Source organism: Actinomadura decatromicini (assembly GCF_008121305.1).
GTDB lineage: Bacteria > Actinomycetota > Actinomycetes > Streptosporangiales > Streptosporangiaceae > Spirillospora > Spirillospora syzygii.
The window spans coordinates 1-22,956 of sequence record NZ_VSRQ01000007.1 but is presented as its reverse complement, the minus strand read 5'-3'; the positions used below and the strand labels follow the sequence as shown (position 1 = coordinate 22,956).

Sequence of the window (22,956 nt, the reverse complement as noted above, 5' to 3'; positions counted from 1 at the left end):
GCGGGGACCCATGAGCGAGTTCGTCCAGTACCTGGTGAACGGCCTGACGATCGGGGCGTTCCTCGCGCTGATCGCGCTCGGCTACTCGATGATCTACGGCGTGGTCCGGCTGATCAACTTCGCGCACGGGGACGTGTTCATGATCGGCGCGTTCGCCGGGTTCGGGACGCTGACCACGCTCGGCGTCACCGGCGGGACGGCGCTGCCCGCGATCATCGCGGCGGTCGTCGTCGGCGCCCTGACCACCGGCGTCGTCGGCACCGGGATCGCGAAGGTCGCCTACGTGCCGCTGCTGTCGTCGCCGCGCCTCGCGATCCTGATCGCGGCGATCGGGGTGTCGCTGGCGCTGGAGGAGGGCGTCAAGGTGCTGACCGACGCGCGGTTCAAGTCGTACCCGCACGCGCTGGACGGCGGCCGGATCTTCAGCGGCGCCGTCCACGTCACGTGGGGGCAGCTCACGCTCGTCCTCCTCTCGGTCGCGCTGATGGCGGGCCTGTGGCTGTTCGTGACGCGGACCGTGACGGGCACCGCGATGCGCGCCCTCGCCATGGACCGCGACGCCGCCCGCCTCCAGGGGATCAACGTCGAGCGGCTCATCCTCACGACGTTCTTCGTCGGCTCGATGCTGGCGGGCGCGGCGGGCGTCATGTACGGGCTGTACTACGTGCAGATCAGCTTCGGGATGGGGTTCCTCATCGGGCTGCGCGCGTTCACCGCCGCCGTGCTCGGCGGCATCGGGAACCTGCCGGGGACGATGGTCGCGGGCGTCGCGATCGGGCTCGTCCAGTCGTTCTCGGCCGGGTACGTCTCGTCCCGCTGGACGGACGTGATCATTTTCGGGCTGCTGATCGCGGTGCTGGCGCTGAGACCCACCGGCCTGTTCGGCGAGCGCGTCGTGGAGCGGGCATGAGGGGCCCGGCGATCCCCGCGCGGGCGGAGGCGGCGGCCCGGTTCGGCGGCTGGCCGCTGCTCGTCGTGGTCGCGCTGATCGCGGGCGCGACGATGGACGACTACGCGCTGACCGTCGCCGGGACGATCCTCATCTACGCGATCCTCGGCCTCGGGATCAACATCGTCGTCGGCTACGCCGGGCTGCTCGACCTCGGCTTCGCCGCGTTCTTCGCGATCGGCGCGTACACGTCCGGGCTGCTGATGGTGAAGCAGGAGTGGAACTTCTGGCTGACGCTGCCGGTCGCGGTGGCCGCCGCGGCGGCGGCCGGGGTGGTGATCGGGTATCCGACGCTGCGGCTGCGCAGCGACTACCTCGCCATCGTCACGCTCGGCTTCGGGGAGATCATCCGGATCACGGTGATCAACCTGGAGACGACCGGCGGGCCGAACGGGCTGACCGGCATCCCGCCGGTGACGGTCGGCGGCCGGGAGATCGTCACGCCCCGGGACTTCTTCTACCTGGCGCTCGCGTTCTTCGTCGTCGTGCTGGCCGCGACGGCGCTGCTCGCCCGGTCCCGGCTCGCCTACGCCTGGCGCGCCATCCGGTCGGACGACACGGCCGCCGAGGCGGTCGGGGTGCCCGCCCGGCGGGTGAAGCTGCTCGCCTACGTGCTCGGCGCGACGGCGGGCGCGACCGCCGGTCCGCTGAACGCGGCGCAGCTCGGCACCGTGGACCCGTCCAGCTTCACGTTCCTGACCTCGCTGATGATCCTCCTCGTCGTGATCATCGGCGGGATGGGCAGCCGGCCCGGGGTGATGGTCGGCGCGATCCTGATCGTCGCGCTGCCGGAGGTGCTGCGGACCGTCCAGGAGTACCGGGGACTGTTCTTCGCGCTGCTGCTGATCCTGATCGTGCTGCTGCGCCCGCAGGGCGTGTGGCCCTACCGGCCGCGAAGGCTGCGGCTGCCCGCGGCCGCCGGGCCCGCACCCGAGCTCCCGGCGGCGGCGGGCACGCAGCTGGAGGTGACGGGCCTGTCCCGGTCGTTCGGCGGCGTCACCGCCGTGGACGGCCTCGACCTGCGCGCCGCCGCCGGCCAGGTGGTCAGCGTGATCGGCCCGAACGGCGCGGGCAAGACGACGGCGTTCAACTGCGTCACCGGGATGATCGCGCCGTCCGCCGGGACGGTCGTGCTCGCGGGCCGGGACGTGGGCGGCCGGGCTCCGCACCGGGTCGCCGCCGCCGGGCTCGCCCGCACGTTCCAAAGCATCCGGCTGTTCGACGACATGACCGTCTCCGAGAACGTGCTGATCGGCCGGTTCGCGCGGGACCGGGGGCTGCTGCGCCCGCTGTCGCGCGCCGACCTCGACACCGTCCGCCGCTGCCTGGAGTTCACCGGGCTGCTGGACGCCGCCGACCGCCCGGCGGGCGGGCTGTCCTACGGCGACCGCCGCCGCCTGGAGATCGCACGGGCGCTCGCCGGGGACCCGCGCGTCCTGCTGCTGGACGAGCCCGCCGCGGGCGCGAACCCGACCGAGAAGCGCGCCCTGATGGAGCTGATCGCCCGGATCAGCGCGCTCGGCGCCGCCGTCGTGCTGATCGAGCACGACGTCGCGCTGGTGATGTCGATCTCCGACCGGGTCACCGTGCTGGAGTACGGCCGGACGATCGCCGAGGGCCCGCCCGCCGAGATCCAGGAGGACCAGCGGGTCATCGCCGCCTACCTCGGCGTCCCGGACGACCCGGAGACCGACCTCGTCACGGAGGTGCTGCGGTGACGCTGCTGCGGGTGAGCGGGCTGCACAGCCGGTACGGGCAGGTGGAGGCGCTGTCCGGGATCTCGTTCGAGGTGGCGGAGGGCGAGATCGTCGCGCTGCTCGGCAGCAACGGCGCGGGCAAGACGACCACGCTGCGGACGGTCACCGGCCTGCACCGGGCCCGGTCGGGCCGCGTCGAGTTCGACGGCCGCGACATCACCCGTCTTCCCGCGCACAAGATCGTCGCGGCGGGGCTGGGGCACGTCCCGGAGGGGCGGCGCGTGTTCCCGGCGCTGAACGTCGCGGAGAACCTGCTGCTCGGCGGGTACCTCGACCGCCGCGACCGGGCCGGGGTCGCGGCCCGCCGCGAGGAGGTGTACGAGATGTTCCCGCGGCTCGGCGAGCGGCGCGGGCAGCTCGCGGGTCTGCTGTCGGGCGGCGAGCAGCAGATGCTCGCGATCGGGCGGGCGCTGATGCTGCGGCCCCGCCTGCTGGCGCTGGACGAGCCGACGATGGGCCTCGCCCCGCGCGCGGCGCAGCAGGTGCTCCGGGTCGTCCGGGAGATCCGGGACGGCGGCGCGACCGTCCTGATCGTCGAGCAGAACGCGCACCAGACGCTGCGCCTCGCCGACCGCGCGTACGTGCTGGAGACGGGCCGGATCGTGCTGGACGGCCCCGCGTCCGACCTCGCGAGCGACGACCGGGTGCGGGCCGCCTACCTCGGCGGCGACCCCGCGATCGACCCGTCATCTCCCGCGTAGCAGCCCGTTCTGGACGAGCCACGCCTTGGCCACGTCCTCGACCTCGTCCTTCTCGACCGCGACCCGCGCGTTCATGTAGCGGAGGTCCTCGGTGGTCAGCTCGGCCGAGACGGCGTCGAGCGCGGCGCGGGCCGCCGCGTCCACCCGGCGGTCCGCGACGAGGGGCGTCACGTTCTGGGCGCCGAACAGGTGCTCCGGGTCGCTCAGCACGGTGAAGCCGTGCGAGCGGAGCAGCGGGTCAGTGGTGAACATCTGCGCGGCCTGGAGGGACCCCCGGTCGAGGAGGTCGGCCATCGTGCCGAAGTCCTCCTGCCGGAACGGCTGGAAGCCCTTGAACCCGGCCCCGTAGACGGCCCGGAGGCCGATCACTCCCTGGCGGCGGGTCTGGGCCTCGGGGGTGCCGCCGAGGACGAACTCGTCCGCCGCGCCCGCGAGGTCGGCGAGGGAGGTCAGCCCGTACCGGCGCGCCGTCCGGCGGGTCACGACGACGGCGTCCTTGTCCTCGGCCTTGGACGAGCCGAGCATCCGCAGGCCCGCGGGCAGTTTGCGGCGCAGCGCCGCGTTCACCGACCTCGTCGTCGCGGGCGTGCGCGCGCCGAGGTCGACCGCGCCCAGGTAGGAGGCGAGCGCCCCGTTGTACTCGGGGACGACGTCGACCTCGCCGCTCCGCACCAGCGGGAAGTACGCCTCGCGGGAGCCGATGGCGCGCCTGCGGACGACCTTCCGGCCCCGGGCCTCCAGCGCCTGCGCGTAGATCTCGCCGAGCAGGACGCTCTCCGGGAAGTTCGCGGACCCGACGATCAGCGGCCGCGCGGGGGCCGTGGCGGGCGCGGTCGGGCGCTTCCGCTCGGGCCACGCCGCGGCGGCGACGGCGGCGACCGCCAGCGCGCCCGACAGCGCCAGCGCCGTCCCGACGATCAGCACGCGGCGGCGGCGCCAGGCCGAGATCACGGTGCGTCCCGAGGCCGGGCCGGGGTGCCGCTCCGCGCGGTCGGAGGGCTCCGCGTCCCCGCGTCCGATGGTCGGCGAGCGCGGGTGCGCGCCCTCCGGCGCGGGGCCCCGGTCCCGGCGGGTCGTCCCGCCCTCCGGGGGTTCGGCGGCCCGTTCGCCGTAGCCGAGCAGCCTGACCAGCACGTCGCGGGCCGCCGGACGGCTCGCGGGGTCCTCGGCGAGGCACGGCGCGACGATCTCCGCCAGCCATCGCGGCAGGTCGGCGAGGCACCGCTCGAGCCGCAGCAGGCGGCCGAACGCGCTGTCCGGACCGTCCTCGCCCAACACGGCCGGGCCGAGCGCGGCGTAGGTCATCGTGACCGCCCAGGCGAACACGTCCGCCGCCGCGCCGACCTCGCCGCCCGCCGCCTGCTCCGGCGCCATGAACGCGGGCGTCCCGGACGGGCCGGGCGCGCCCCGGCCGGACGGTCCGAGCGCCCGCGCGACGCCGAAGTCCACGACGCGGGGGCCGTCCGGGGCGAGGAGCACGTTGCCGGGGGTGAAGTCGCGGTGGACGACGTCCGCCGCGTGCGTCGCGGCGAGCGCGACCATCGTCCCGACCGCGAGGCGCTCCAGCTCGACGCCGGACAGCGGGCCGCCGTCCTCGACGGCGGCCTTCAGCGACGGCCCGTCGACGTACTCGCTGACGATGTAGGGGCGGTCGCCGTCCGTCCCGGCGTCGAGGACGCGGGCCGTGCAGAACCGCGCGACCTGCCGGACGAGGGTGATCTCCGACAGGTCGGCCCGCCCGCCGTGCGGCGTCTTGAGGGCGACGGGCCCGCCGGACGCGCCCGGCCAGCGCGCCAAGTAGACGACGCCCTGGCCGCCCTGGCCCAGCCGTCCCAGGAGTTCGTATCCGCCGATCGCGGCCGGGTCGTCCGGCCGGAGGGGGTCGATGGCCACCGCGGGCCGCCTTTCGCTCGGACGTGTCCACGATTCGACACGAAACAGGACGAAGCGGTTCCGCGGAAGGTCGCGCGACGCCGCGGAGTTCAGTCCCCGCCAGCCTCCCCGCGGACGAGCCGCAGCGCTGCGTCCTCGATCGTGGACTCCGAGAGCAGGACGTGGTAGGCGGCGTCGCCCAGCGGCACGAAGCTGTCCGCGCTCGCGACGCGGGCGGCCCGCCCGCGAAACCCAGCGTCGGCGAGGGCGGTCAGGACGGCCTCGGACACGCCGCCCGTCCGGCGCGTCTCGTCCGCGACCAGGACGGCGCCGGTCGCGCGCGCCTCGCGCAGCAGGTCGTCGACGGGCAGCGGCGCGAGCCAGCGCAGATCGAGGACGCGGCAGCGGACGCCCGCCCGCGCCAGCCGCCGCGCGGCGCGCAGGCTCATCCGCAGCCCGTTCGCGAACGTGGCGATGGTGAGGTCCCGGCCGTCCCCGTGGGTGCGCGCCCGGCCGATCGGGACCGTGCCCCCGGCGGGCGCCAGCCAGCCGCCGTCGCCCTCTTCATGCAGGTCCCGGACGTGGTACAGCGCGATCGGCTCCAAGAACACGCACACCCGCCCGGCGTCGGCGGCGGCGTCGAGGCAGGCGCGCAGCATCCCGGCCGCGTCGTCCGGACGGGCCGGGGAGGCGATCACGAGGCCCGGGATGTCGCGCAGCGCGGCCACGGCGTTGTCGTTGTGGAAGTGCCCGCCAAACCCCTTCTGGTAGGCGTAGCCGGGGACGCGGACGACCATCGGGTTGCGGTACAGCCCGCGCGAGAAGAACGGCAGCGTGGCCGCCTCCCCGCGGATCTGGTCGGCGGCGTTGTGCAGGTAGGCGAGGTACTGGATCTCCGGGACGGGCAGCATCCCGGCGAGCCCGAACCCGAGCGCCAGGCCGAGCACGGACTGCTCGTCCAGGATCGTGTCGAACACCCGCGCCGCGCCCGCCCGCCTCAGCAGCCCGCGCGTGACGCCGTAGACGCCGCCCTTGCGGGCGACGTCCTCGCCGAAGACGAGCAGGCCGGGGCGCTCGTCCAGGAGGTCGCCGAGCGTCCGGTTGACCGCCTGCGCGACCGTGACCGGCTCCCCGCTCCCCCGCGTCTCGTCCGGAGCCGCCGACGAGACGGCGAGCGGCGCCATCACCTCGGCGGCGGACGCGAGGCGCGGCGCGTCCGCGACCTTCGCGGCGAGCGCCGTCACCTCGGCGCGCTTCGCCTCGTACCGGTCGACGACCTCGCCGGGCGTCGCGGCGCCGCGCGCGACGAGCAGCCGCGCCGTCCGGACGAGCGGGTCGCGCTCCAGGTCGGCCGCCAGCTCGGCGGGCGTCCGGTAGGACGACTCGACGTCCGACCCCGCGTGCCCCATCAGCCGGACGGTCCGCAGGTGCAGGAACGCGGGACGCCGCCGCTCCCGGACCCACGCGACCGCCGCCGCCGACACGGCGCAGGCGTCGGCGAGATCGCAGCCGTCCGCGTGGAAGTAGGCGAGCCCCGGACGCGACCCGTACGCGGCCTGGATCCAGCCGGGCGGCGTCCGGACGCTGATCCCGATCCCGTTGTCCTCGCAGACCAGCAGCAGCGGCAGCGGAAGTCCCTGGTAGCCGCAGTTCACGGCCGCGTTGATCGCGCCCGCGGCGGTGGAGTGGTTGGCGGACGCGTCCCCGAACCCGCACACGGCGACCGCGTCGCTCGGCCACGGCGTGCCGAGACCGAGCCGGGCGGCACGCTCGATCGCGAACGCCACGCCCAGCGCGCGCGGCAGGTGCGAGGCGATCGTGGACGTCTGCGGGATCACGTGCAGCCGGCGGCTCCCGAACACCTTGTGGCGTCCGCCCGCGATGGGCTCCTCGGCGGCGGCGACCAGGCCCAGCAGCACATCGCGCAGCGGGTCGCCGCCGGGCGCCTGGCGGGCCCGCTCCAGGAAGAACGCGCCGGACCGGTAGTGCAGCAGCGCCGGGTCGTCCGGCCGCAGCGCGGCGGCGACGGCCGCGTTCCCCTCGTGCCCCGCCGACCCGATCGTGTAGTAGCCGCGCCCCCGCGCCCTCAGCCGGCGGGCGGCGAGGTCGAGGTGGCGGCTGCCGATCTGGGCGTCGAACAGCTCCAGCAGGCGCGCGTCGTCCACCGGGCCGGGCGGCGCGGGCTCGGCCGGCGGCGTCAGGGACGCGACCGTCTCAAGGAAGTGGACGTCGGCGGGCTCGGACATGCGGTCTCCTGCGTGGACGGGGACGCCGTTCGAGCATCGGACGCCGCCGTGCCCCGGGTCGACATAGCCGAGCCCGCGAACCGGTTGGCGCTTCACCAAGAAACGCTTAACCACCTCCCGGAACGGCCTGCGGGAGGGAGCGTCAGGTGGGCTTGGGCTCGCGGTAAGGAAGCCGCGCTCTGCCCGATCTTGGCGCGGGCGGCCGGGCCTGTTCACCCTGAGACCGTGCTCTCCTCCGTCATCGGCGGCGCCCGCGTCCCGGCGGGGCCGCGCCCGTACCGCTCCACCGACCCGTCCCGGACGTCCGAGGTCGTCGCCGAGGTGTCCCTCGCGGAAGCGGACGACCTCGTCCGCGCCTGCGAGGCCGCCCGAGCGGCGCAGGACGCGTGGCGGGACGTCCCGCCGCCCGTCCGCGGCCAGGCCGTCGCCGCGCTCGGCCGCCTCGTCGAGGCCAACAAGGAGGCCCTCGCCAGCGTCGTGACCCGCGAGGTCGGCAAGCCGTACGCGGAGGCGCTCGGCGAGGTGCAGGAGATCGCGGACACCTGCGCGTTCTTCCTCGGCGAGGGACGTCGCCTCTACGGCCAGACCGTCCCGTCGGAGATGCCGGACAAGCAGCTCTTCACCTTCCGCGACCCGGTCGGCGTCGTCGCCGTGATCACGGCGGGGAACTTCCCGGTGGCGGTGCCGTCCTGGTACATCGTCCCGGCCCTGCTGTGCGGGAACGCGGTCGTGTGGAAGCCCGCCGAGTACGCGGCGGCCTGCGCCGACGCGTTCTACGAGCTGTGCGCGCACGCGGGGCTGCCGGGCGGCGTCCTCAACATCGTCTACGCGGACGGCCCCGAGACGTTCCGCGGCTTGGAGCAGGCGCTCGGGCGGGGCCTGGTCGACAAGGTCGGGTTCACCGGCTCCACCGAGGTCGGGTCGCGGATCGGGGAGCTGTGCGGGCGGCACCTCCAGTCGCCGTGCCTGGAGCTCGGCGGCAAGAACCCGATGGTCGTCACCGAGGACGCCGACCTCCCGCTCGCCGTCGAGGGCGCCCTGTTCTCCGGGTTCGGGACGGCCGGGCAGCGCTGCACGTCGCTCGGGACGGCGATCGTCCACGAGTCGGTCCACGGCGAGTTCGTCCGGCTCCTGGACGAGGCCGTCGGCGCCGCCGTGGTCGGCGACCCGTCCGGCCACGTCCTGTACGGCCCGATGATCGACGAGCGGTTCGCGGACGGGTTCGAGAAGGTCCTCGGCTGGATCGGGCCCCACCACTCCGTCCACGGCTCGACCGGCCGGATCACGGCCGCCGCGCCGCGCGCCGGGTTCACCGGCGACGCCGGCGCCGGGCTGTACTACCACCCGGTGGTCGTGGACGGCGTCGGCCCCGCCGACGAGCTGTTCATGAACGAGACGTTCGGCCCGATCATCGGCGTCGCCCCCTACCGTACGCTGGACGAGGCGATCGAGCTGGCGAACGCGCCGGGCTACGGCCTGTCCGCGTCGATCTACACGACGGACCCGGCGAAGGTCTTCGCGTTCCGCCGCCGGATCTCGGCGGGGATGGTGAGCGTCAACAACTCCACGTCCGGCGCGGAGGCGCACCTGCCGTTCGGCGGCAACGGGCGCTCCGGCAACGGCAGCCGCCAGTCGGGAATGTGGGTGCTGGACCAGTTCACCCGCTGGCAGTCGATGAACTGGGACTACTCCGGACGGCTGCAGAAGGCGCAGATGGACGTCCTGGAGATCGTCCCCGATCCCGGCTTCCGGCTCTAGGCGGCCACGGTGGAGACGGCCGGAGTGGAGGCGGAGGTCGTCGTCGTCGGCGGCGGGGTGATGGGCACGAGCATCGCGTTCCACCTCGCGGAGGCCGGGGTGCGCGGCGTCGTCCTCGTGGAGCGCGACGAGCTGGGCTCCGGTTCGACGTGCAAGGCCGCGGGCGGGGTGCGGGCGCAGTTCTCCGACGAGGTCAACATCCGGCTCGGCGCCCGCAGCCTGGAGGCGTTCGGACGGTTCGGGGAACGTCCCGGGCAGGAGATCGACCTGCGCCGGGTCGGGTACCTGTTCCTGCTGTCGCGCCCCGAGGACGTCGCGTCGTTCGAGGCGGGCGTCGCGCTGCAGAACGAGCTGGGCGTGCCGAGCCGGATGGTCTCCGCGGCGGAGGCGCGGCGGCTGTCCCCGCTGGTCGACGCGGGCGGGCTGCTCGGCGCCGCGTTCTCCCCCGACGACGGGCACTGCACGCCCGAGTCGGTCGTCCTCGGGTACGCGACGGGCGCGCGGCGGCACGGCGCGACGATCCGCACGCACTGCGAGGTGCTCGGCATCGAGACGGACGGCGGCGAGGTCACGGCCGTCGAGACGTCGCGCGGCCGCATCGCGACGTCCGCCGTGGTGTGCGCGGCGGGGCCGTGGTCGGCGGCGGTCGGCCGGATGGCCGGGGTCGACCTGCCGGTCGAGCCGCTGCGCCGCCAGATCGTGTTCACCGAGCCGATCCCGGGGCTGCCGCGTCCCGTCCCGATGACGATCGACTTCACGACGACGTTCTACTTCCACGGCGAGGGCGAGGGGCTGATGCTCGGCATGTCCGACCCGGACGAGGAGCCCGGCTTCGCGCTGGACCGCTCGGACGCCTGGCTCCCCCGCCTCACCGCGGCGATCGCGTCCCGCGCGCCGTCCCTCCTCGACGTCGGGCTCACCGGCGGATGGGCGGGCCTGTACGAGGTGACGCCCGACCACAACGCGCTCATCGGAGAGGACGCCTCGGTGTCCCGGTTCCTGTACGCGACGGGCTTCTCCGGGCACGGGTTCCTGCAGGGCCCGGCGGTGGGCGAGGTCGTCCGCGACCTGTACCTGGGCCGCGAGCCGTTCGCCGACGTCGGCCCGCTGCACGCCGCGCGGTTCACCGGCGACGGGCTCCGTCCGGAGCTGAACCGTGTCTGACGTGCTGGCCTTGATGGACGAGTGGGGCCCCGAGCGGGTCGTCTGCGTGTCCGACGCGCGGACGGGCATGCGCGGCGTCCTCGTCATCGACAACACCGCGCGCGGCATGGGCAAGGGCGGCATGCGGATGAGCCCGTCCGTGACGGTCGCGGAGGTGGCGCGGCTCGCGCGGGTCATGACCTACAAGTGGGCGGGCGTCGACCTGTTCTTCGGCGGGGCGAAGGCCGGGATCGTGGCCGACCCGGCCGCGCCGGACCGGGAGGCGGTGCTGCGGTCGTTCGTCCGGGCGCTGTCGCGGGAGATCCCGAGCCAGTACGTCGCCGGGCTCGACATGGGGCTGACGGAGCGGGACGCGGCGATCGTCCAGGACGAGCTGGCCGACCGGGGCGCGGCCGTCGGCACCCCGCACGCGCTCGGCGGGATGCCGTACGACGAGCTGGGCGTCACCGGTTTCGGCGTCGCGGAGGCCGCCGACGCCGCCGCGCGGCACGCCGGGACGTCCCTGCGCGGGGCGCGGGTCGCGGTGCAGGGGTTCGGCGCGGTCGGGCACGCGGCGGCGCGGCGGCTCGCCGAGCTGGGCGCGGCCGTCGTCGCGGTGTCCACCGCGCGCGGCGCGCTGCACGACCCGGACGGCCTGGACGTCGCCCGCCTGCTCGACCTGCGCGCCGAGGTCGGGGACGCCGCGGTCGAGGAGTACGGCGGGCGGCTGCTGGACGTGGGCGCCGAGCTGCTCGTCCCTGCGGACGTGCTCGTCCCGGCCGCGACGCAGGACGTCATCGACGAGCGCGTCGCCGCAGGGATCCGCGCGCGCATCGTCGTCGAGGGCGCGAACCTGCCCACCGGCCCGGCCGCGCAGGACGTGCTCGCCGCGCGCGGGATCATGGTCGTGCCCGACTTCGTCGCCAACGCGGGCGGGGTCGTCGCGGCCGGGTTCGCGATGGACGCCCGCTACTCGCCGTTCCGTCCCGACCCGGACGCGGTGTTCGCCGCCGTCTCGGCGAAGATGCGGGAGAACACCCGGACGGTCCTCGCCGCCGCCCGCTCCCAGGGCACGACCACGCACCGGGCGGCCGTCGCGCTGGCGCAGCGGCGGGTGCGGGCGGCGATGGAGCTCAAGGGCCGCCTTCCGCGCGCGGACCGGTCGCCCCGCTGATCTCCGCCTCGACCGTCCGCGCGACCTCGGTGAGCCCGCGCATCGCGTCCTTGACCAGCGGGTTCGTGTTCGTCGTCCGGCGCAGGACGGTGACGTGCCGCTGCGGGCTGCGGCGGCTCAGCTTCAGCATCCGCAGCCCCGGCGCGGGCACGCAGCCGAGCGCGGGGACGAGCGCGATCCCGAGCCCGCACCCTACGAGCCCGCACACCACCGCGTAGTCGTTGCTGCGGAACGCGATGTTCGGCGTGAACCCGGCCGTGCTGCACAGCCGTAACAGGGCCTGCGCGCCAGAGCTCTCCGGACGGCTCGCGATCCACGTCTCCGAGGTGAGGTCGCGCAGCCGCACGGTGCGTCCACCGGCTAAGGGATGCTCCTCCGGCACGCACAGGACGAGGTTCTCGTCCATCACCGGCGTCTCCACGATCTGGGCGGGCCAGGTGCGCGGGAACAGGTCGTACCGGTAGACGAGCTGGAGGTCGAGGTCGCCGTCGAGAAGTTCGGGGAGAAGCTCGTCAGGCTCCCCCTCCGACAACTTGATCTCGATGCCGGGCCGGACGCGGGACAGCTCCGCCAGCACGCGCGGCAGGATGCGGGCGCTGGCGGTCGGGAAGCTGCCGAGTTGCAGCGCGCCGCGCTCGCCGACGGCGACCGTCCGCAGCTCCCGTTCGAGGGTGTCGAGGGCGGACAGCACGTCGTTGCCCTTGCTGACCACGAGGAACGCCGCGCTGGTCGGCCGGACGCTGCGGGCCCGGCGCTCGAACAGCACCAGGCCGCAGGCCCGCTCCAGCGCGGCGATCTGCTGGGAGACCGCGGACGCCGTGTACCCGAGGTTGCGGGCGGCGTCCGCGAAGGAGCCGGTGCGGACGACCTCGCGCACCGTCTGGATGTGCAGGGGACTGATCATTGGGCGCACCCCGTTCTGGCAGACGTCTCCCCCGCTAGACGTCCCTTCTAGTTTCAGTCGTGCTTGGGCCTCTTCGCCACCAGGGTGAGGACGTCGTATTTGGCGACCGAGGCGCCCTCCTGGTTGGTGACGTCGGTGTCCCAGCGGACCTCGCCGTAGTCGGCGCCGTCCCGCGGCGTGATCTGCTTGGCGGTCAGCGTGACGGTCAGCTCGTCGCCCGGCTTGACCGGGGTGAGGAACCGCAGGTTCTCCAGGCCGTAGTTGGCGAGGACGGGCCCCGGCGACGGCTCGACGAACAGCCCCGCCGCGAACGACACGACCAGGTAGCCGTGCGCGACCCGGCCGCCGAAGAACGGGTTGGCGCGGGCGGCCTCCTCGTCCGTGTGGGCGTAGAAGGTGTCGCCGGTGAACTCGGCGAAGTGCTCGACGTCGTCGAGCGTGACGACGCGCGGGCCGCCGACGGCGGTGTCGCCGACGCGCAGGTCCTCCAGGTGCTTGCGGAACGGGTGCTCGTCGGTGACCGTCCGGTCGGTGCCGGGCACCCAGCGGCCGGTGATCGAGGTGAGCATCGCGGGCCCCGCCTGGACGGCGGTGCGCCGCATGTGGTGCACGACCCCGCGGATCCCGCCCATCTCCTCCCCGCCGCCCGCGCGCCCCGGCCCGCCGTGGACGAGCTGGGGCAGCGGCGACCCGTGCCCGGTGGACTCCTTCGCGTCCTCGGCGTTCAGCACGAGCAGCCGCCCGTGCCAGGGCGCGGCGCCGAGCACCACCCGCCGCGCGAAGTCGTGGTCGCCGGTCACGATCGACCCGGCGAGGCTGCCGCGCCCCCGGGCGGCGAGCTCCACCGCCTGCTCGGCGCCCTCGTACGGGAGCAGCGTGCTGACCGGCCCGAACGCCTCCACCTCGTGCGGCTCGGCGCGGCCGGGGTCGTCCGCGCGGAGCAGGACGGGCGACATGAACGCGCCGCGCTCGGCGTCCGCGCCGACGACCTCGACGCGGTCGGGGTCGCCCGCGACGACGCGGCCCGCGTCCAGCAGCGCCTTCAGCGAGCGGCGGACCTCCTCGCGCTGGTCGAGGGTGGCGAGCGCGCCCATCCGGACGTCGGGGTCGGCCGGGTCGCCGATGGTGATCCGCGCCAGCCGCTCGCGGGCCGCCTCGGCGACCTCGCCGACCAGCCCGGCCGGGACGAGCGCGCGGCGGATCGCCGTGCACTTCTGCCCCGCCTTCACCGTCATCTCGCTGACGAGCTGCTTGACGAAGAGGTCGAACTCGAGGCTGCCGGGCGTCGCGTCCGGGCCGAGGATGGAGCAGTTCAGCGAGTCGGCCTCCGCGTTGAACCGGACCGCGTTCGCCACGATCACCGGGTGCGTGCGGAGCAGCCGCGCGGTGGACGCCGACCCGGTGAACGCCACGATGTCCTGCTCGGTGAGGTGGTCGAGCAGGTCGCGCGGCTCGCCGCAGACCATCTGGACCGTCCCCTCCGGCAGGATCCCGGACTCGACGATCAGCTCGACCAGCCGGGCCGTCAGGTACGCGGTCTGGCTCGCCGGCTTGATCAGGCTCGGCACGCCCGCGAGGAACGCCGGGGCGAGCTTCTCCAGCGGCCCCCACACCGGGAAGTTGAACGCGTTGATCTGCACCGCCACGCCGCGCGACGGGGTGCACAGGTGCTGGCCGACGAACGTCCCGCCCTTGCCGAGCGGCTCCACGTTCCCCTCCACGAGGACCGTGTCGTTCGGCAGCTCCCGCTTGCCCTTGCTCGCGAAGCCGAACAGGACGCCGATGCCGCCGTCGACGTCGAACTTCGAGTCGCCCAGGGTCGCGCCCGTCCTGGCCGACAGCGCGTACAACTCCTCGCGGTGCTCCCGCAGGTGGGAGGCCAGTGCCTTGAGCAGCGACGCGCGCTGGTGGAAGGTCAGCTCGCGCAGCACCGGGCCGCCCGCCCGGCGGCCGTGTTCAAGCGCGGCGCCGAGGTCGATCCCCGCCGAGGAGATCCTGGCCACCTCCTCGCCCGTGACGGCGTCGTGCAGCGGCGCCCCCTCGTCCTCCGGAGCATGCCAGGAACCCGACACGTAACTGCGCAGCGCGACCACAGGGACCTCCTCGTCCATATCTCTGAGTAACCTTGCCACTTCCGCGCCCCGTTCACGCATGGCAGAGATGACAGCCGCCGACCGGATCCTTTGTGTACTCGCGCCGCCCCGCCGCCCGCGCGGCGCCGTGCCCGGCCCGCCCTGGAATACTCCCGGCCATGACCTACGCGGCGGACGGCGGACGATACGAGCGGACGACCTACCGGCGGTGCGGGCGCAGCGGGCTGCGGCTCCCGGCGATCTCGCTCGGCCTGTGGCACAACTTCGGCGACGACCGGCCGCTGGAGGTCCAGCGGGCGATCCTGCGGCGCGCGTTCGACCTCGGCGTCACGCATTTCGACCTGGCCAACAACTACGGCCCGCCGTACGGCTCCGCCGAGACCAACTTCGGCCGGATCTTCCGGGAGGATTTCACGCCCTACCGGGACGAGATCGTTCTCTCGACGAAGGCCGGGTACGACATGTGGCCGGGCCCGTACGGCGAGTGGGGGTCGCGCAAGTACCTGCTCGCCAGCCTCGACCAGTCGCTGCGGCGGATGGGCGTCGACTACGTCGACATCTTCTACAGCCACCGGTTCGACCCGGACACGCCGCTTGAGGAGACGATGGGGGCGCTCGACCGGGCCGTCCGGTCAGGGAAGGCGCTGTACGCGGGGATCTCGTCGTACTCGCCGGAGCGCACCGCCGAGGCCGCCGCCATCCTGCGGGACATGGGGACGCCGCTGCTGATCCACCAGCCGTCCTACTCGATGCTGAACCGCTGGATCGAGGGCGGCCTGCTCGACACGCTCGAACGGGAGGGCGTGGGCTGCATCGCGTTCTCGCCGCTGGCGCAGGGGATGCTGACCGACAAGTACCTCCACGGCGTCCCGGCCGGGTCGCGGGCCAGCAAGGGGACGTCGTTCTCCGCCGACCTGCTCAGCGAGGAGAACGTCCGGCACGTCCGCACGCTGAACGAGATCGCCAAGGGGCGGGGCCAGTCTCTCGCGCAGCTCGCGCTCGCGTGGGCGCTGCGGGACGGCCGGGTCACCTCGGCGCTGATCGGCGCGAGCAGCGTCGCGCAACTGGAGGAGAACCTCGGCGCGCTCGACGCGCCCGAGCTCGGCGCGGACGAGCTCGCCGCGATCGACCGGGACGCGGTCGAGGCGGGGATCAACATCTGGGCGGCGTCCAGCGCGGGGTGACCTGCGGTTTCGGACGCGGCTCCGGACGCATCGTCCGGGCCTGACCGGGCACGAGCAGCCCATGGACGAGCCCGAGCGCGAGGAGCCCGAGCGGCCGCGGCCCGGCCGGGACGAGCCGGGTCGCGGCGAACCCGGGCCCGAGTACTCCGAGTGGCGCGACCCGGACTGGCACGGACCCGGCTCGCACGGCCCCTACCGGCACGCGCAGCCGAGCGGCCGCGAGCCGCTGACCGCCCGGAGCCCGCTGCGGCTGCGCGCGATCCTGTCCGGGATCGCGCTGGTCGGGGCGGCCGCGGCCGCCGTCCTGTTCGCCGTGCGGGCGCAGTCCGGCGGCGGCGACGGCGCCTGGGCGGCGGCGGCGATCTGCGCGGCCGTCGCCCTGATCGCCGCGCTCGACCTGGTCGTGATCGCGCGCCGGTCCCGCACCTGACCGCGCGGCGGGGGCGGCGGGCTCAGTGGGAGTGGTCGACGGCGGCGGCGTCCGGGTTTTCGATCAGCCACGCGATCCGCTCGCGGCTCTCCTCGTCGGTCGGCGTGTACACGACGAGCCGCGCGTCCGGGGACGCCGTGATCTCCATGTTCGTGGTGCGGGTCCGGATGACGCCGACGGCGTGGTGCCGGAACACCTTGTCGCTCTGCCCCGGCAGCGCCACGTCGTGCGACGCCCACAGGCGGGCGAACTGGGGGCTGACCGCCTGGAGCCGCCGGACCAGCTCCTTCCAGCCCGGCTCGCCGAGGTGCCGGCTGTAGCGGTGCCGGAACACCGCGACGTGGCCGGGCGCCGCCTCGTCCAGGTTCACGACCGGGTTGCAGCACGGCGGCAGGGTGAACACCATCCACAGCGAGTTCCGCTCGCACGGCCGCGCCGAAACGATGTGCGGGAAGATCGCCGCGTAGGCCGCGTTCCAGGCGAGGATGTCGGACCGGCCGTTCGCCACCGCGGCGGGCATCGGGACGAGCGCGTCCAGGATGCCCTGCACCTCGGCGGGCAGGGTCTCGGCCTCCTCGTCCACGGTCGCCTCGGGGACGTCGGCGAGCCGGTACAGGTGCTCGCGCTCGGCGCCGTCGAGCCGGAGGGTGCGGGCCACCGCGTCCAGCACCTGGGTGCTCGCGTTGATCGGACGGCCCTGCTCCAGCCACGTGTACCAGGTGACGCCGACCCCGGCGAGCTGCGCGACCTCCTCGCGGCGCAGACCGGGGGTGCGGCGCCGCGGGCCCGGCGGCATCCCGACGTCCTCGGGCGTGATCCGCTCGCGCCTGCTCCGCAGGAACGCCGCCAGCTCCGTCCTGCGACGCGGCGCGGTGGTGGTCTGCGCGGTCGTCATCGTCACGCCCCCAGGATGCATCCGGTCCGCCGCCGTTGCCAGGTGCTGTCAGTACCAGTATCACCAGGCTCTCGTTACCGGTACCCGTCGCCCGCCAAGATCGTACCCATGACACAAGCAACCGATCTGCGCGGGATTGTTCCCGAACGGGAGTCGCGGAACGGACCCGGCCGCCTCGCGCTGGCCGTCATCCTGCTCGGCCAGTTCATGGCCATCCTGGACGTGAGCATCGTCAACGTCGCGCTCCCGACCATGCGCGCCGACCTGCACGCGTCCGGTTCCGGGCTGCAGCTCGTCGTCGCGGGCTACATCATCTCCTACGCCGTCCTGCTGATCACCGGCGCCCGGCTCGGCGACATCGCCGGGCACCGCCGGATGTACCGCGTCGGGCTCGCCGGGTTCACGGTCGCGTCCCTGGCCTGCGGCCTGGCGCCGTCCACGGGCGCCCTGGTGGTGTTCCGGTTCCTCCAGGGCGTCGGCGCGGCGCTGCTGACGCCCCAGGTCATGTCGATGATCCAGCGGAACTTCACCGGCGCGGCACGGGCGCGCGCGCTCGGCGTGTACTCCGCCGTCATCGCGGGCGGCGTCGTCGTCGGCCAGGCGGCGGGCGGCCTGCTGGTCAGCGCCGACCTGTTCGGCACCGGCTGGCGGACGGTGTTCCTCGTGAACGTCCCGATCGGCGTCGCGCTGCTGCTCGCGTCGCCGCGCACGCTGCCCGCCGACGACGTCCCGCCCCGGACCACGGGCCTGCGGGCCGAGCTGGACCTGCCCGGCCTGCTCACCCTCGCGCCTGCGGTGCTGCTGTTCGTCGTCCCGCTGATCATGGGGCACGAGCTCGGCTGGCCGCTGTGGGGGTGGATCTCGCTCGCCGCGAGCGCCGTGTTCCTCGCCGCCTTCGTCGCCGTCGAGCGCCGCGTCGCCGCGACCGGCGGACGACCGCTGATCTCCCCGCGCGTGCTCCGCGCTCCGCTGCTCGTGCCCGCGTGCGTCGCCATGCTGTTCGGGCCGGGGAGCTGGGGCTCGTTCCTGTTCACCACCACGCTGCACCTCCAGGGCGACCTGCGGCTGTCGCCGGTCGAGTCGGGCCTCGCGTTCGTACCGTGCGTCGCAGCGTTCGCGCTGGTCGGGCTGAACTGGCAGCGGCTGCCCGCGCGCTGGCACCGGCCCGCCGTCCCGGCCGGGTTCGCCGTCGCGGCCGTGGGCTACCTGTGCATCGGCCCGCTCGCAGGCGGCGGGCTCCCCTACGAGCTGCTCACCATGGTGATCGGGTTCGGCCTCGGCGTGATGCCGATCATCATGACGGTCGCGCTGCGGCACGTCGCCCCCGAGGACGCGGCGGACGCCAGCGGCCTGCTGCTCACGCTCATGCAGATCGCCCAGGTCGTCGGCATCGCCACCATCGGGACGCTGTTCCTCACGCTGGCGGAGTCGGGCGCCTCGACCCGGCACGCCGAGTACGGCACGGGCTGGGCCCTCGCCGGGGCGGCGTTCCTCGGCGCGGTGTGCGCGCTGCGGCTGGCGCGCGGCCGGACGGCCGCCCCCGCCGCTTGACGCCGACGCGCACGCCGCCTGACACGCCGTCCACCTGCGGGCTTTCGGAAATCCGGCGTTTAGGACGATCGACACGGGCAATGTCGAATCCGCTTCATCCCCCCGGCTTCCTGTGCGAATGGCGGTGAGATCTCCAGGAGGTAGTGCGATGAGGATCGCGATGGTCTCCGAACACGCCAGCCCGCTCGCCGCCGGGGGCGGCCCGGCGGGGAGGGGGCGCCCCGGAGCCGAGGGCGCGCAGAGCGTGTTCGTCGCCGAGCTGGCCGCCGAGCTCGGACGGCAGGGCCACTACGTCACCGTGTACACGCGGCGCGACGCGCCGGCGCGGCCCGAGCGGGTACGGCTCGCGCCCGGCGTGACCGTGGAGCACGTCCCCGCGGGCCCGGCGGAGCGCATCGCGAAGGACGCGCTGCTCCCCTGGATGCACGACTTCGGGCGGCACCTGGAGCGCCGGTGGGCCGCCGACCCGCCGGACGTCGTGCACGCCCACCACTGGATGAGCGGACTCGCCGCGATCCAGGCCGCGCAGGCGGCCGGGTCGCGGCGCGTGCCGGTCGTGCAGTCCTACCACGCGCTCGGCACCGTGATGCGCCGCCACCGGGGCGCGGCCGACACCAGCCCGGCGTCCCGGGTGCGGCTGGAGCGGGCGATCGGCCGCGCCGCCGACAGGGTGATCGCCACCTGCTCGGACGAGGTCTCCGAGCTGGCCGCGATCGGCGTGCCGCCGCGCCGCGTCCGCGTGGTGCCGTGCGGCGTCGACGTCGGCCTCTTCACCCCGGGCGGCGACGAGCGCCGCGAGCCCGGCGGCGGGCGGCATCGGCTGGTCATGCTGTCGCGGCTGGTCGAGCGGAAGGGCGTCGACACCGCCGTCCGGGCGCTGGCCCACGTGCCGGACGCCGAGCTGGTCGTCGCGGGCGGCCCGTCCCCGACCCGTCTCGACGGCGACCCCGGAGTCCACCGGCTGCGGCGGATCGCGCGGGACGCGGGGGTCGCGGGCCGGGTCCGCCTCCTCGGCCGGGTCGGGCACACCGAGGTGCCGCCGCTGCTCCGCTCGGCGAGCCTCGTCGTCGCCCTGCCCTGGTACGAGCCGTTCGGCATGGTGCCGCTGGAGGCCATGGCCTGCGGCGCGCCCGTCGTCGCGAGCGCCGTCGGCGGCCACCTCGACACGGTCGTGGACGGCGTCACCGGCGTCCTCGTCCCGCCGCGCGAGCCGGAGGCCGCCGCCGTCGCGATCCGCGCGCTGCTCACCGACCCGGCGCGGCGCGCCCGGATGGGGCTCGCCGGGGCGGAGCGGGCGCGCGTCCACTACGCCTGGTCCCGCGTCGCCGCCGACACCGTCGCCGTCTACCGGGACGCCGCCGCGCTCAACGACGTCGCGGCCTGACCCACCCGCCGGACGGCTGCGAGGCGCGGGAGACGGTGGCCTGCCCGTCCCGGGAACCGTCCTGGCCGTGAGCCTTGAGCGCCGGGGGGTGTCAGCCGGTGTGGCCGGCCGTCACCAGGCTCCTGATGTCGGCGGGGAGGCTGTCGCGGACCTTCCGCGTGATGCCTCCCTGCGTGGCCTCGTCGGTCACCTCCAGCACGACCCGCGCCAGGTACGCCGAGCGCGGCTCGTCCGCCCCGGAGCGGGCGGCGACCCGCTCGATGAAGTCGTGCCGGTCGAACCGCTCGCCCGACCCGGCCCCGCCGTAGACCTCGGTGCGGCGCAGATGCTCGCCGATCTCGTGCGGCAGCTGCGCCGCGAGGTTGTCGGCGAGCCCCTCCGGGATCCGCTCGCCGAGCGTCTCCAGCACCGCGCGGGTGGCCCGTTCCGCCTCGCCGTGCCCGGAGAGGCGGGCACGGTCCTGCACCTGGCCGATGAACGCTTCGTGCCGCATGGTGGACACTCCTTCCTATCCCGCCTGTCCAGCCTGAACTGCTGGAGCTTCCCGAAATGCCCGGTTATTAACGTATTGCCGGGAACGTCCGGATCCCCGGAGCGCCCTGGCCCGTCCGGTCAGGTCGCCTTGCCGGGGCGCGACACTTCAGACACCTATCGGTTTACCGAGAGTGCGGGGTGGGCAGAGTCATCTCGCGGCCCACTCGTCGGCTCGGTGCCATGTGCTCCCAGCTGCGAGCCTGGGCCGCGCCACGTTTCCCCACCTCTTCCCGCCCCGCCGCGCCCTGCCCCGGCGGGGCGTCCGTGTGACGGGCCGATCGGAGGGTAGAGGGACGGGACCGAGCGATCGCCCCCCGGCTCGCCCGGTCCCGTCCGAAGGGAGACGACCCCGAATGACGTCGGCGCAGTCCACCGGACGGTTCGACGACGGCCAGACCGAGACGCTCCTCGCTGAGATGAACGCGCTGCACGACGGCGACCCCGCACGCGAGCGCCTCCGAGCCCGGATCGTCGACATCCACGCCCCGCTCGTCAGGGGCGTCGCGCGCCGGTACGCCGACCGAGGGGAGCCTCTCGACGACCTCCAGCAGGTCGCCTACCTGGGGCTCGTCAAGGCCATCAACCGGTTCGACCCCGGCATCGGCGACCGCTTCGTGACCTACGCCTACCCGGTGGTGACCGGCGAGGTGAAGCGGCACTTCCGCGACAAGACCTGGGGCGTCCGGGTGACGCGCCGCATCCAGGAGCTGCGGCCGGTGCTGCAGCACACCGTCCAGGAGTTCACCCGCGAGCACAGCCGCTCCCCCACGACCTCGGAGATCTCCGCGCGGATGGGCCTCACCGAGGAGGAGACCGCCGAGGTCATCGCCGCGTGCGACGCCTACCGCCCGCTGTCGCTCGAGGCCCCGGCGGACGGGTCGCCGAGCGGCGACTCCGGCACGGTCGGCGAGCACCTCGGCAGGGACGACCCGGCGCTCGACGCCCTCATCGACGGCCACGCCCTCACCCCCCTCATCGACGAGCTGCCCGAGCGCGAGCGGACGATCCTGCTGCTGCGGTTCTTCGGCAACAAGACCCAGACGCAGATCGCCGAGCAGATCGGACTGTCCCAGATGCACGTGTCGCGCCTGCTCCGCGCCACGCTGGAGCGGCTCCGCGCCGGGCTCCTCGCGGAGCGCTGACCCCGTCCCGGGGCCCCGTTCTACGGGGTGGGGAGCGCGCAGTCCCTGCTCAGGACGACGTCGCTGTCCGCCCCGAGGCAGCGGGCGAGCAGGTACGTCTGCTGGCCGTAGTGGGCGCCGCGCCGGACGGTCACCCTGCCGCTCCGGTCCACCTCGCACGGGTTGTTGAGGGTGCAGCGCTCGCCGTCGTCGTTGCCGGTGTTGTTGATCCCGGCGACCCGCCCGGTCCGGACGTCGACGATCGGCGAGCCGGACGTGCCGTGGGTCGTCTCGCACTCGGGCCGGTAGCGGATGGAGTCCTTCCAGGTCCAGCCGGCCTCGCGCAGGCGGTGGACGGTCGCGTCGGTGCGGCAGCCGTAGATCGTCCGCCAGTAGCCGGAGACCACCCGGATCTCCATGCCGTCCTGCGGCCGGGCCGTCGACAGCCGCAGCGCCGGGACGCCGTACCTGCGCTGGATGGCGGCGTAGGTGGCGTCCAGCCGGTAGACGGTGACGTCGGTGTCGGTCATGGTGGCGTACTCGACCCTCGTGGCGCGGAGGGTGCCGAGGTCGTTCCGGCCCGTCCGGTCGAGGAGCGTGAACGTCCTGGACGAGTCCTGGTCGACGATGACCTGCCCGCCCTTCGGCATGCCCGTCTCCAGGCAGTGGCCGTTCGTCAGGACGAGCGCCGCGTCGGTGTCGCGCGACCGCGGCCCCCGGACGAGCGCCCCCGAGCAGTTGCTGAGCGCGACGATCCCGGTGAAGTCGACCCCGGCGGAGTCGGCCCCGGCGAACTCGGCCCCGGTGAAGTCGACCTCCGCCGGTGCGGGCGCCTTCCGCGCGGGCGCCGTCCGGGAGGGCGCGGCCCGCGCCGGTCCGACGACGGCGAGCGTCCCGGCCCCGATGGCGGCGAGGGCGACGGCTGCGGCGAAGCGCCTGGTCATGGGAATCCTCTCGGCGGGCCGGTCGGGAGCGGCCGGGGCGACGCTGTCCAGGCGGATTCTAGACGACCGCCTACGCTCAGTGAAGGATCGCCACGCTCAGTCGACCTCCACCCAGCCGTAGGTACGCTCCACGGCCTTCTTCCATCCGGCGTAGCCGTTGTGGCGCTGCTCCTCGTCCCAAGTGGGTTCCCAGCGTTTGTCTTCGTTCCAGTTTTGGCGGAGTTCGTCGGTGGTGGTCCAGAAGCCGGTGGCGAGTCCGGCGGCGTAGGCGGCGCCGAGGGCGGTGGTTTCGGCGACGAGGGGGCGGGAGACGGGG

General features: G+C 74.4%; 18 protein-coding genes and 1 pseudogene. 11 read left to right on the top strand and 8 right to left on the bottom strand.

Translation table 11 applies throughout. The features are described 5' to 3' along the window. Positions 1 to 10: 10 nt before the first annotated feature. From FXF68_RS29695 to FXF68_RS29685, 3 genes are read left to right on the top strand one after another with little or no spacing between them, the layout of a single operon-like run. Positions 11 to 910 carry a branched-chain amino acid ABC transporter permease gene (locus FXF68_RS29695; protein WP_148764990.1) on the top strand — a complete coding sequence of 300 codons (900 nt, stop codon included), beginning with the start codon at positions 11 to 13 and terminating at the stop codon, positions 908 to 910. Beyond that, a complete protein-coding gene (locus tag FXF68_RS44155) occupies positions 907 to 2,667 on the top strand; it encodes a branched-chain amino acid ABC transporter ATP-binding protein/permease (protein ID WP_148764988.1) in 1,761 nt (586 codons plus the stop codon). Before FXF68_RS29695 ends, FXF68_RS44155 begins: the two co-directional genes overlap by 4 nt. After that, positions 2,664 to 3,407: an ABC transporter ATP-binding protein gene (locus FXF68_RS29685; protein WP_425458627.1), complete on the top strand. Its 744-nt coding sequence runs from the start codon at positions 2,664 to 2,666 to the stop codon at positions 3,405 to 3,407. Before FXF68_RS44155 ends, FXF68_RS29685 begins: the two co-directional genes overlap by 4 nt. Here the strand turns inward: FXF68_RS29685 and FXF68_RS29680 are convergent. After that, complete coding sequence (locus FXF68_RS29680; protein WP_148764986.1) at positions 3,393 to 5,300, bottom strand: glycine betaine ABC transporter substrate-binding protein; 1,908 nt, start codon at positions 5,298 to 5,300, stop codon at positions 3,393 to 3,395. The two genes, FXF68_RS29685 and FXF68_RS29680, sit on opposite strands and share 15 nt — an antisense overlap. 89 nt (positions 5,301 to 5,389) lie before the next feature. Continuing rightward, complete coding sequence (locus FXF68_RS29675) at positions 5,390 to 7,525, bottom strand: thiamine pyrophosphate-dependent enzyme (protein ID WP_148764984.1); 2,136 nt, start codon at positions 7,523 to 7,525, stop codon at positions 5,390 to 5,392. Positions 7,526 to 7,750: 225 nt separating this feature from the next. Between FXF68_RS29675 and FXF68_RS29670 the strand changes: the two genes are divergently transcribed. From FXF68_RS29670 to FXF68_RS29660, 3 genes are read left to right on the top strand one after another with little or no spacing between them, the layout of a single operon-like run. Beyond that, positions 7,751 to 9,283, top strand: coding sequence for an aldehyde dehydrogenase family protein (locus FXF68_RS29670; RefSeq protein ID WP_148764982.1), 1,533 nt, complete (start codon positions 7,751 to 7,753; stop codon positions 9,281 to 9,283). A 9-nt stretch (positions 9,284 to 9,292) separates the two neighbouring features. Further along, positions 9,293 to 10,447 carry an NAD(P)/FAD-dependent oxidoreductase gene (locus FXF68_RS29665; protein ID WP_246179016.1) on the top strand — a complete coding sequence of 385 codons (1,155 nt, stop codon included), beginning with the start codon at positions 9,293 to 9,295 and terminating at the stop codon, positions 10,445 to 10,447. Continuing rightward, a complete protein-coding gene (locus tag FXF68_RS29660; RefSeq protein ID WP_148764980.1) occupies positions 10,440 to 11,600 on the top strand; it encodes a Glu/Leu/Phe/Val family dehydrogenase in 1,161 nt (386 codons plus the stop codon). The genes FXF68_RS29665 and FXF68_RS29660 overlap by 8 nt, the downstream gene beginning before the upstream one ends. Here FXF68_RS29660 and FXF68_RS29655 read toward each other — a convergent pair. Then, positions 11,560 to 12,504 carry a LysR family transcriptional regulator gene (locus FXF68_RS29655; protein WP_148764977.1) on the bottom strand — a complete coding sequence of 315 codons (945 nt, stop codon included), beginning with the start codon at positions 12,502 to 12,504 and terminating at the stop codon, positions 11,560 to 11,562. The two genes, FXF68_RS29660 and FXF68_RS29655, sit on opposite strands and share 41 nt — an antisense overlap. Before the next feature lie 53 nt (positions 12,505 to 12,557). After that, on the bottom strand, positions 12,558 to 14,615 hold the full coding sequence (paaZ, locus tag FXF68_RS29650) for a phenylacetic acid degradation bifunctional protein PaaZ (RefSeq protein WP_187438167.1): 2,058 nt from the start codon (positions 14,613 to 14,615) through the stop codon (positions 12,558 to 12,560). Between the two features lie 140 nt (positions 14,616 to 14,755). Here paaZ and mgrA point away from each other — a divergent pair, with 140 nt between their 5' ends. Both mgrA and FXF68_RS43230 read left to right on the top strand, forming a co-directional pair. Further along, positions 14,756 to 15,781, top strand: a complete 1,026-nt coding sequence (gene mgrA, locus FXF68_RS29645; RefSeq protein WP_148764975.1) for an L-glyceraldehyde 3-phosphate reductase — start codon at positions 14,756 to 14,758, stop codon at positions 15,779 to 15,781. 61 nt (positions 15,782 to 15,842) lie between these two features. After that, entirely contained in the window at positions 15,843 to 16,211 is a 369-nt protein-coding gene (locus FXF68_RS43230; RefSeq protein ID WP_222870147.1) for a DUF6343 family protein, read from the top strand. Positions 16,212 to 16,233: 22 nt separating this feature from the next. Here the strand turns inward: FXF68_RS43230 and FXF68_RS29635 are convergent, their stop codons facing one another. Beyond that, positions 16,234 to 17,106: a helix-turn-helix transcriptional regulator gene (locus FXF68_RS29635; RefSeq protein WP_222870173.1), complete on the bottom strand. Its 873-nt coding sequence runs from the start codon at positions 17,104 to 17,106 to the stop codon at positions 16,234 to 16,236. Positions 17,107 to 17,214: 108 nt separating this feature from the next. On the opposite strand from FXF68_RS29635, the gene FXF68_RS29630 reads away from it, so the two are divergent. Together FXF68_RS29630 and FXF68_RS29625 are read left to right on the top strand one after the other, a co-directional pair. Next, a complete protein-coding gene (locus tag FXF68_RS29630; protein ID WP_148764971.1) occupies positions 17,215 to 18,657 on the top strand; it encodes an MFS transporter in 1,443 nt (480 codons plus the stop codon). A gap of 148 nt (positions 18,658 to 18,805) precedes the next feature. Then, complete coding sequence (locus FXF68_RS29625) at positions 18,806 to 20,041, top strand: glycosyltransferase (RefSeq protein WP_148764969.1); 1,236 nt, start codon at positions 18,806 to 18,808, stop codon at positions 20,039 to 20,041. Between the two features lie 91 nt (positions 20,042 to 20,132). Here the strand turns inward: FXF68_RS29625 and FXF68_RS29620 are convergent, their stop codons facing one another. Then, positions 20,133 to 20,534: a DUF2267 domain-containing protein gene (locus tag FXF68_RS29620; RefSeq protein WP_148764967.1), complete on the bottom strand. Its 402-nt coding sequence runs from the start codon at positions 20,532 to 20,534 to the stop codon at positions 20,133 to 20,135. Between the two features lie 394 nt (positions 20,535 to 20,928). Between FXF68_RS29620 and FXF68_RS29615 the strand changes: the two genes are divergently transcribed. Further along, positions 20,929 to 21,717, top strand: coding sequence for a SigB/SigF/SigG family RNA polymerase sigma factor (locus tag FXF68_RS29615; protein WP_148764965.1), 789 nt, complete (start codon positions 20,929 to 20,931; stop codon positions 21,715 to 21,717). 20 nt (positions 21,718 to 21,737) lie between these two features. Here FXF68_RS29615 and FXF68_RS29610 read toward each other — a convergent pair whose 3' ends face one another. Beyond that, positions 21,738 to 22,640, bottom strand: coding sequence for a S1 family peptidase (locus FXF68_RS29610; protein ID WP_148764962.1), 903 nt, complete (start codon positions 22,638 to 22,640; stop codon positions 21,738 to 21,740). A 96-nt stretch (positions 22,641 to 22,736) separates the two neighbouring features. Beyond that, positions 22,737 to 22,956: pseudogene (locus FXF68_RS29605) on the bottom strand (glycerol kinase); the annotation flags it as partial.

Excerpts from the sequence above, each read along its gene's own strand:
- paaZ (WP_187438167.1), bottom strand. The coding sequence starts at position 14,615 with ATGGACGAGGAGGTCCCTGTGGTCGCGCTGCGCAGTTACGTGTCGGGT.
- FXF68_RS29635 (WP_222870173.1), bottom strand. The coding sequence starts at position 17,106 with ATGACGACCGCGCAGACCACCACCGCGCCGCGTCGCAGGACGGAGCTG.
- FXF68_RS29615 (WP_148764965.1), top strand. The coding sequence starts at position 20,929 with ATGACGTCGGCGCAGTCCACCGGACGGTTCGACGACGGCCAGACCGAG.
- FXF68_RS29625 (WP_148764969.1), top strand. The coding sequence starts at position 18,806 with ATGAGGATCGCGATGGTCTCCGAACACGCCAGCCCGCTCGCCGCCGGG.
- FXF68_RS43230 (WP_222870147.1), top strand. The coding sequence starts at position 15,843 with ATGGACGAGCCCGAGCGCGAGGAGCCCGAGCGGCCGCGGCCCGGCCGG.
- FXF68_RS29610 (WP_148764962.1), bottom strand. The coding sequence starts at position 22,640 with ATGACCAGGCGCTTCGCCGCAGCCGTCGCCCTCGCCGCCATCGGGGCC.
- FXF68_RS29630 (WP_148764971.1), top strand. The coding sequence starts at position 17,215 with ATGACACAAGCAACCGATCTGCGCGGGATTGTTCCCGAACGGGAGTCG.
- mgrA (WP_148764975.1), top strand. The coding sequence starts at position 14,756 with ATGACCTACGCGGCGGACGGCGGACGATACGAGCGGACGACCTACCGG.
- FXF68_RS29695 (WP_148764990.1), top strand. The coding sequence starts at position 11 with ATGAGCGAGTTCGTCCAGTACCTGGTGAACGGCCTGACGATCGGGGCG.
- FXF68_RS29675 (WP_148764984.1), bottom strand. The coding sequence starts at position 7,525 with ATGTCCGAGCCCGCCGACGTCCACTTCCTTGAGACGGTCGCGTCCCTG.
- FXF68_RS44155 (WP_148764988.1), top strand. The coding sequence starts at position 907 with ATGAGGGGCCCGGCGATCCCCGCGCGGGCGGAGGCGGCGGCCCGGTTC.
- FXF68_RS29620 (WP_148764967.1), bottom strand. The coding sequence starts at position 20,534 with ATGCGGCACGAAGCGTTCATCGGCCAGGTGCAGGACCGTGCCCGCCTC.
- FXF68_RS29655 (WP_148764977.1), bottom strand. The coding sequence starts at position 12,504 with ATGATCAGTCCCCTGCACATCCAGACGGTGCGCGAGGTCGTCCGCACC.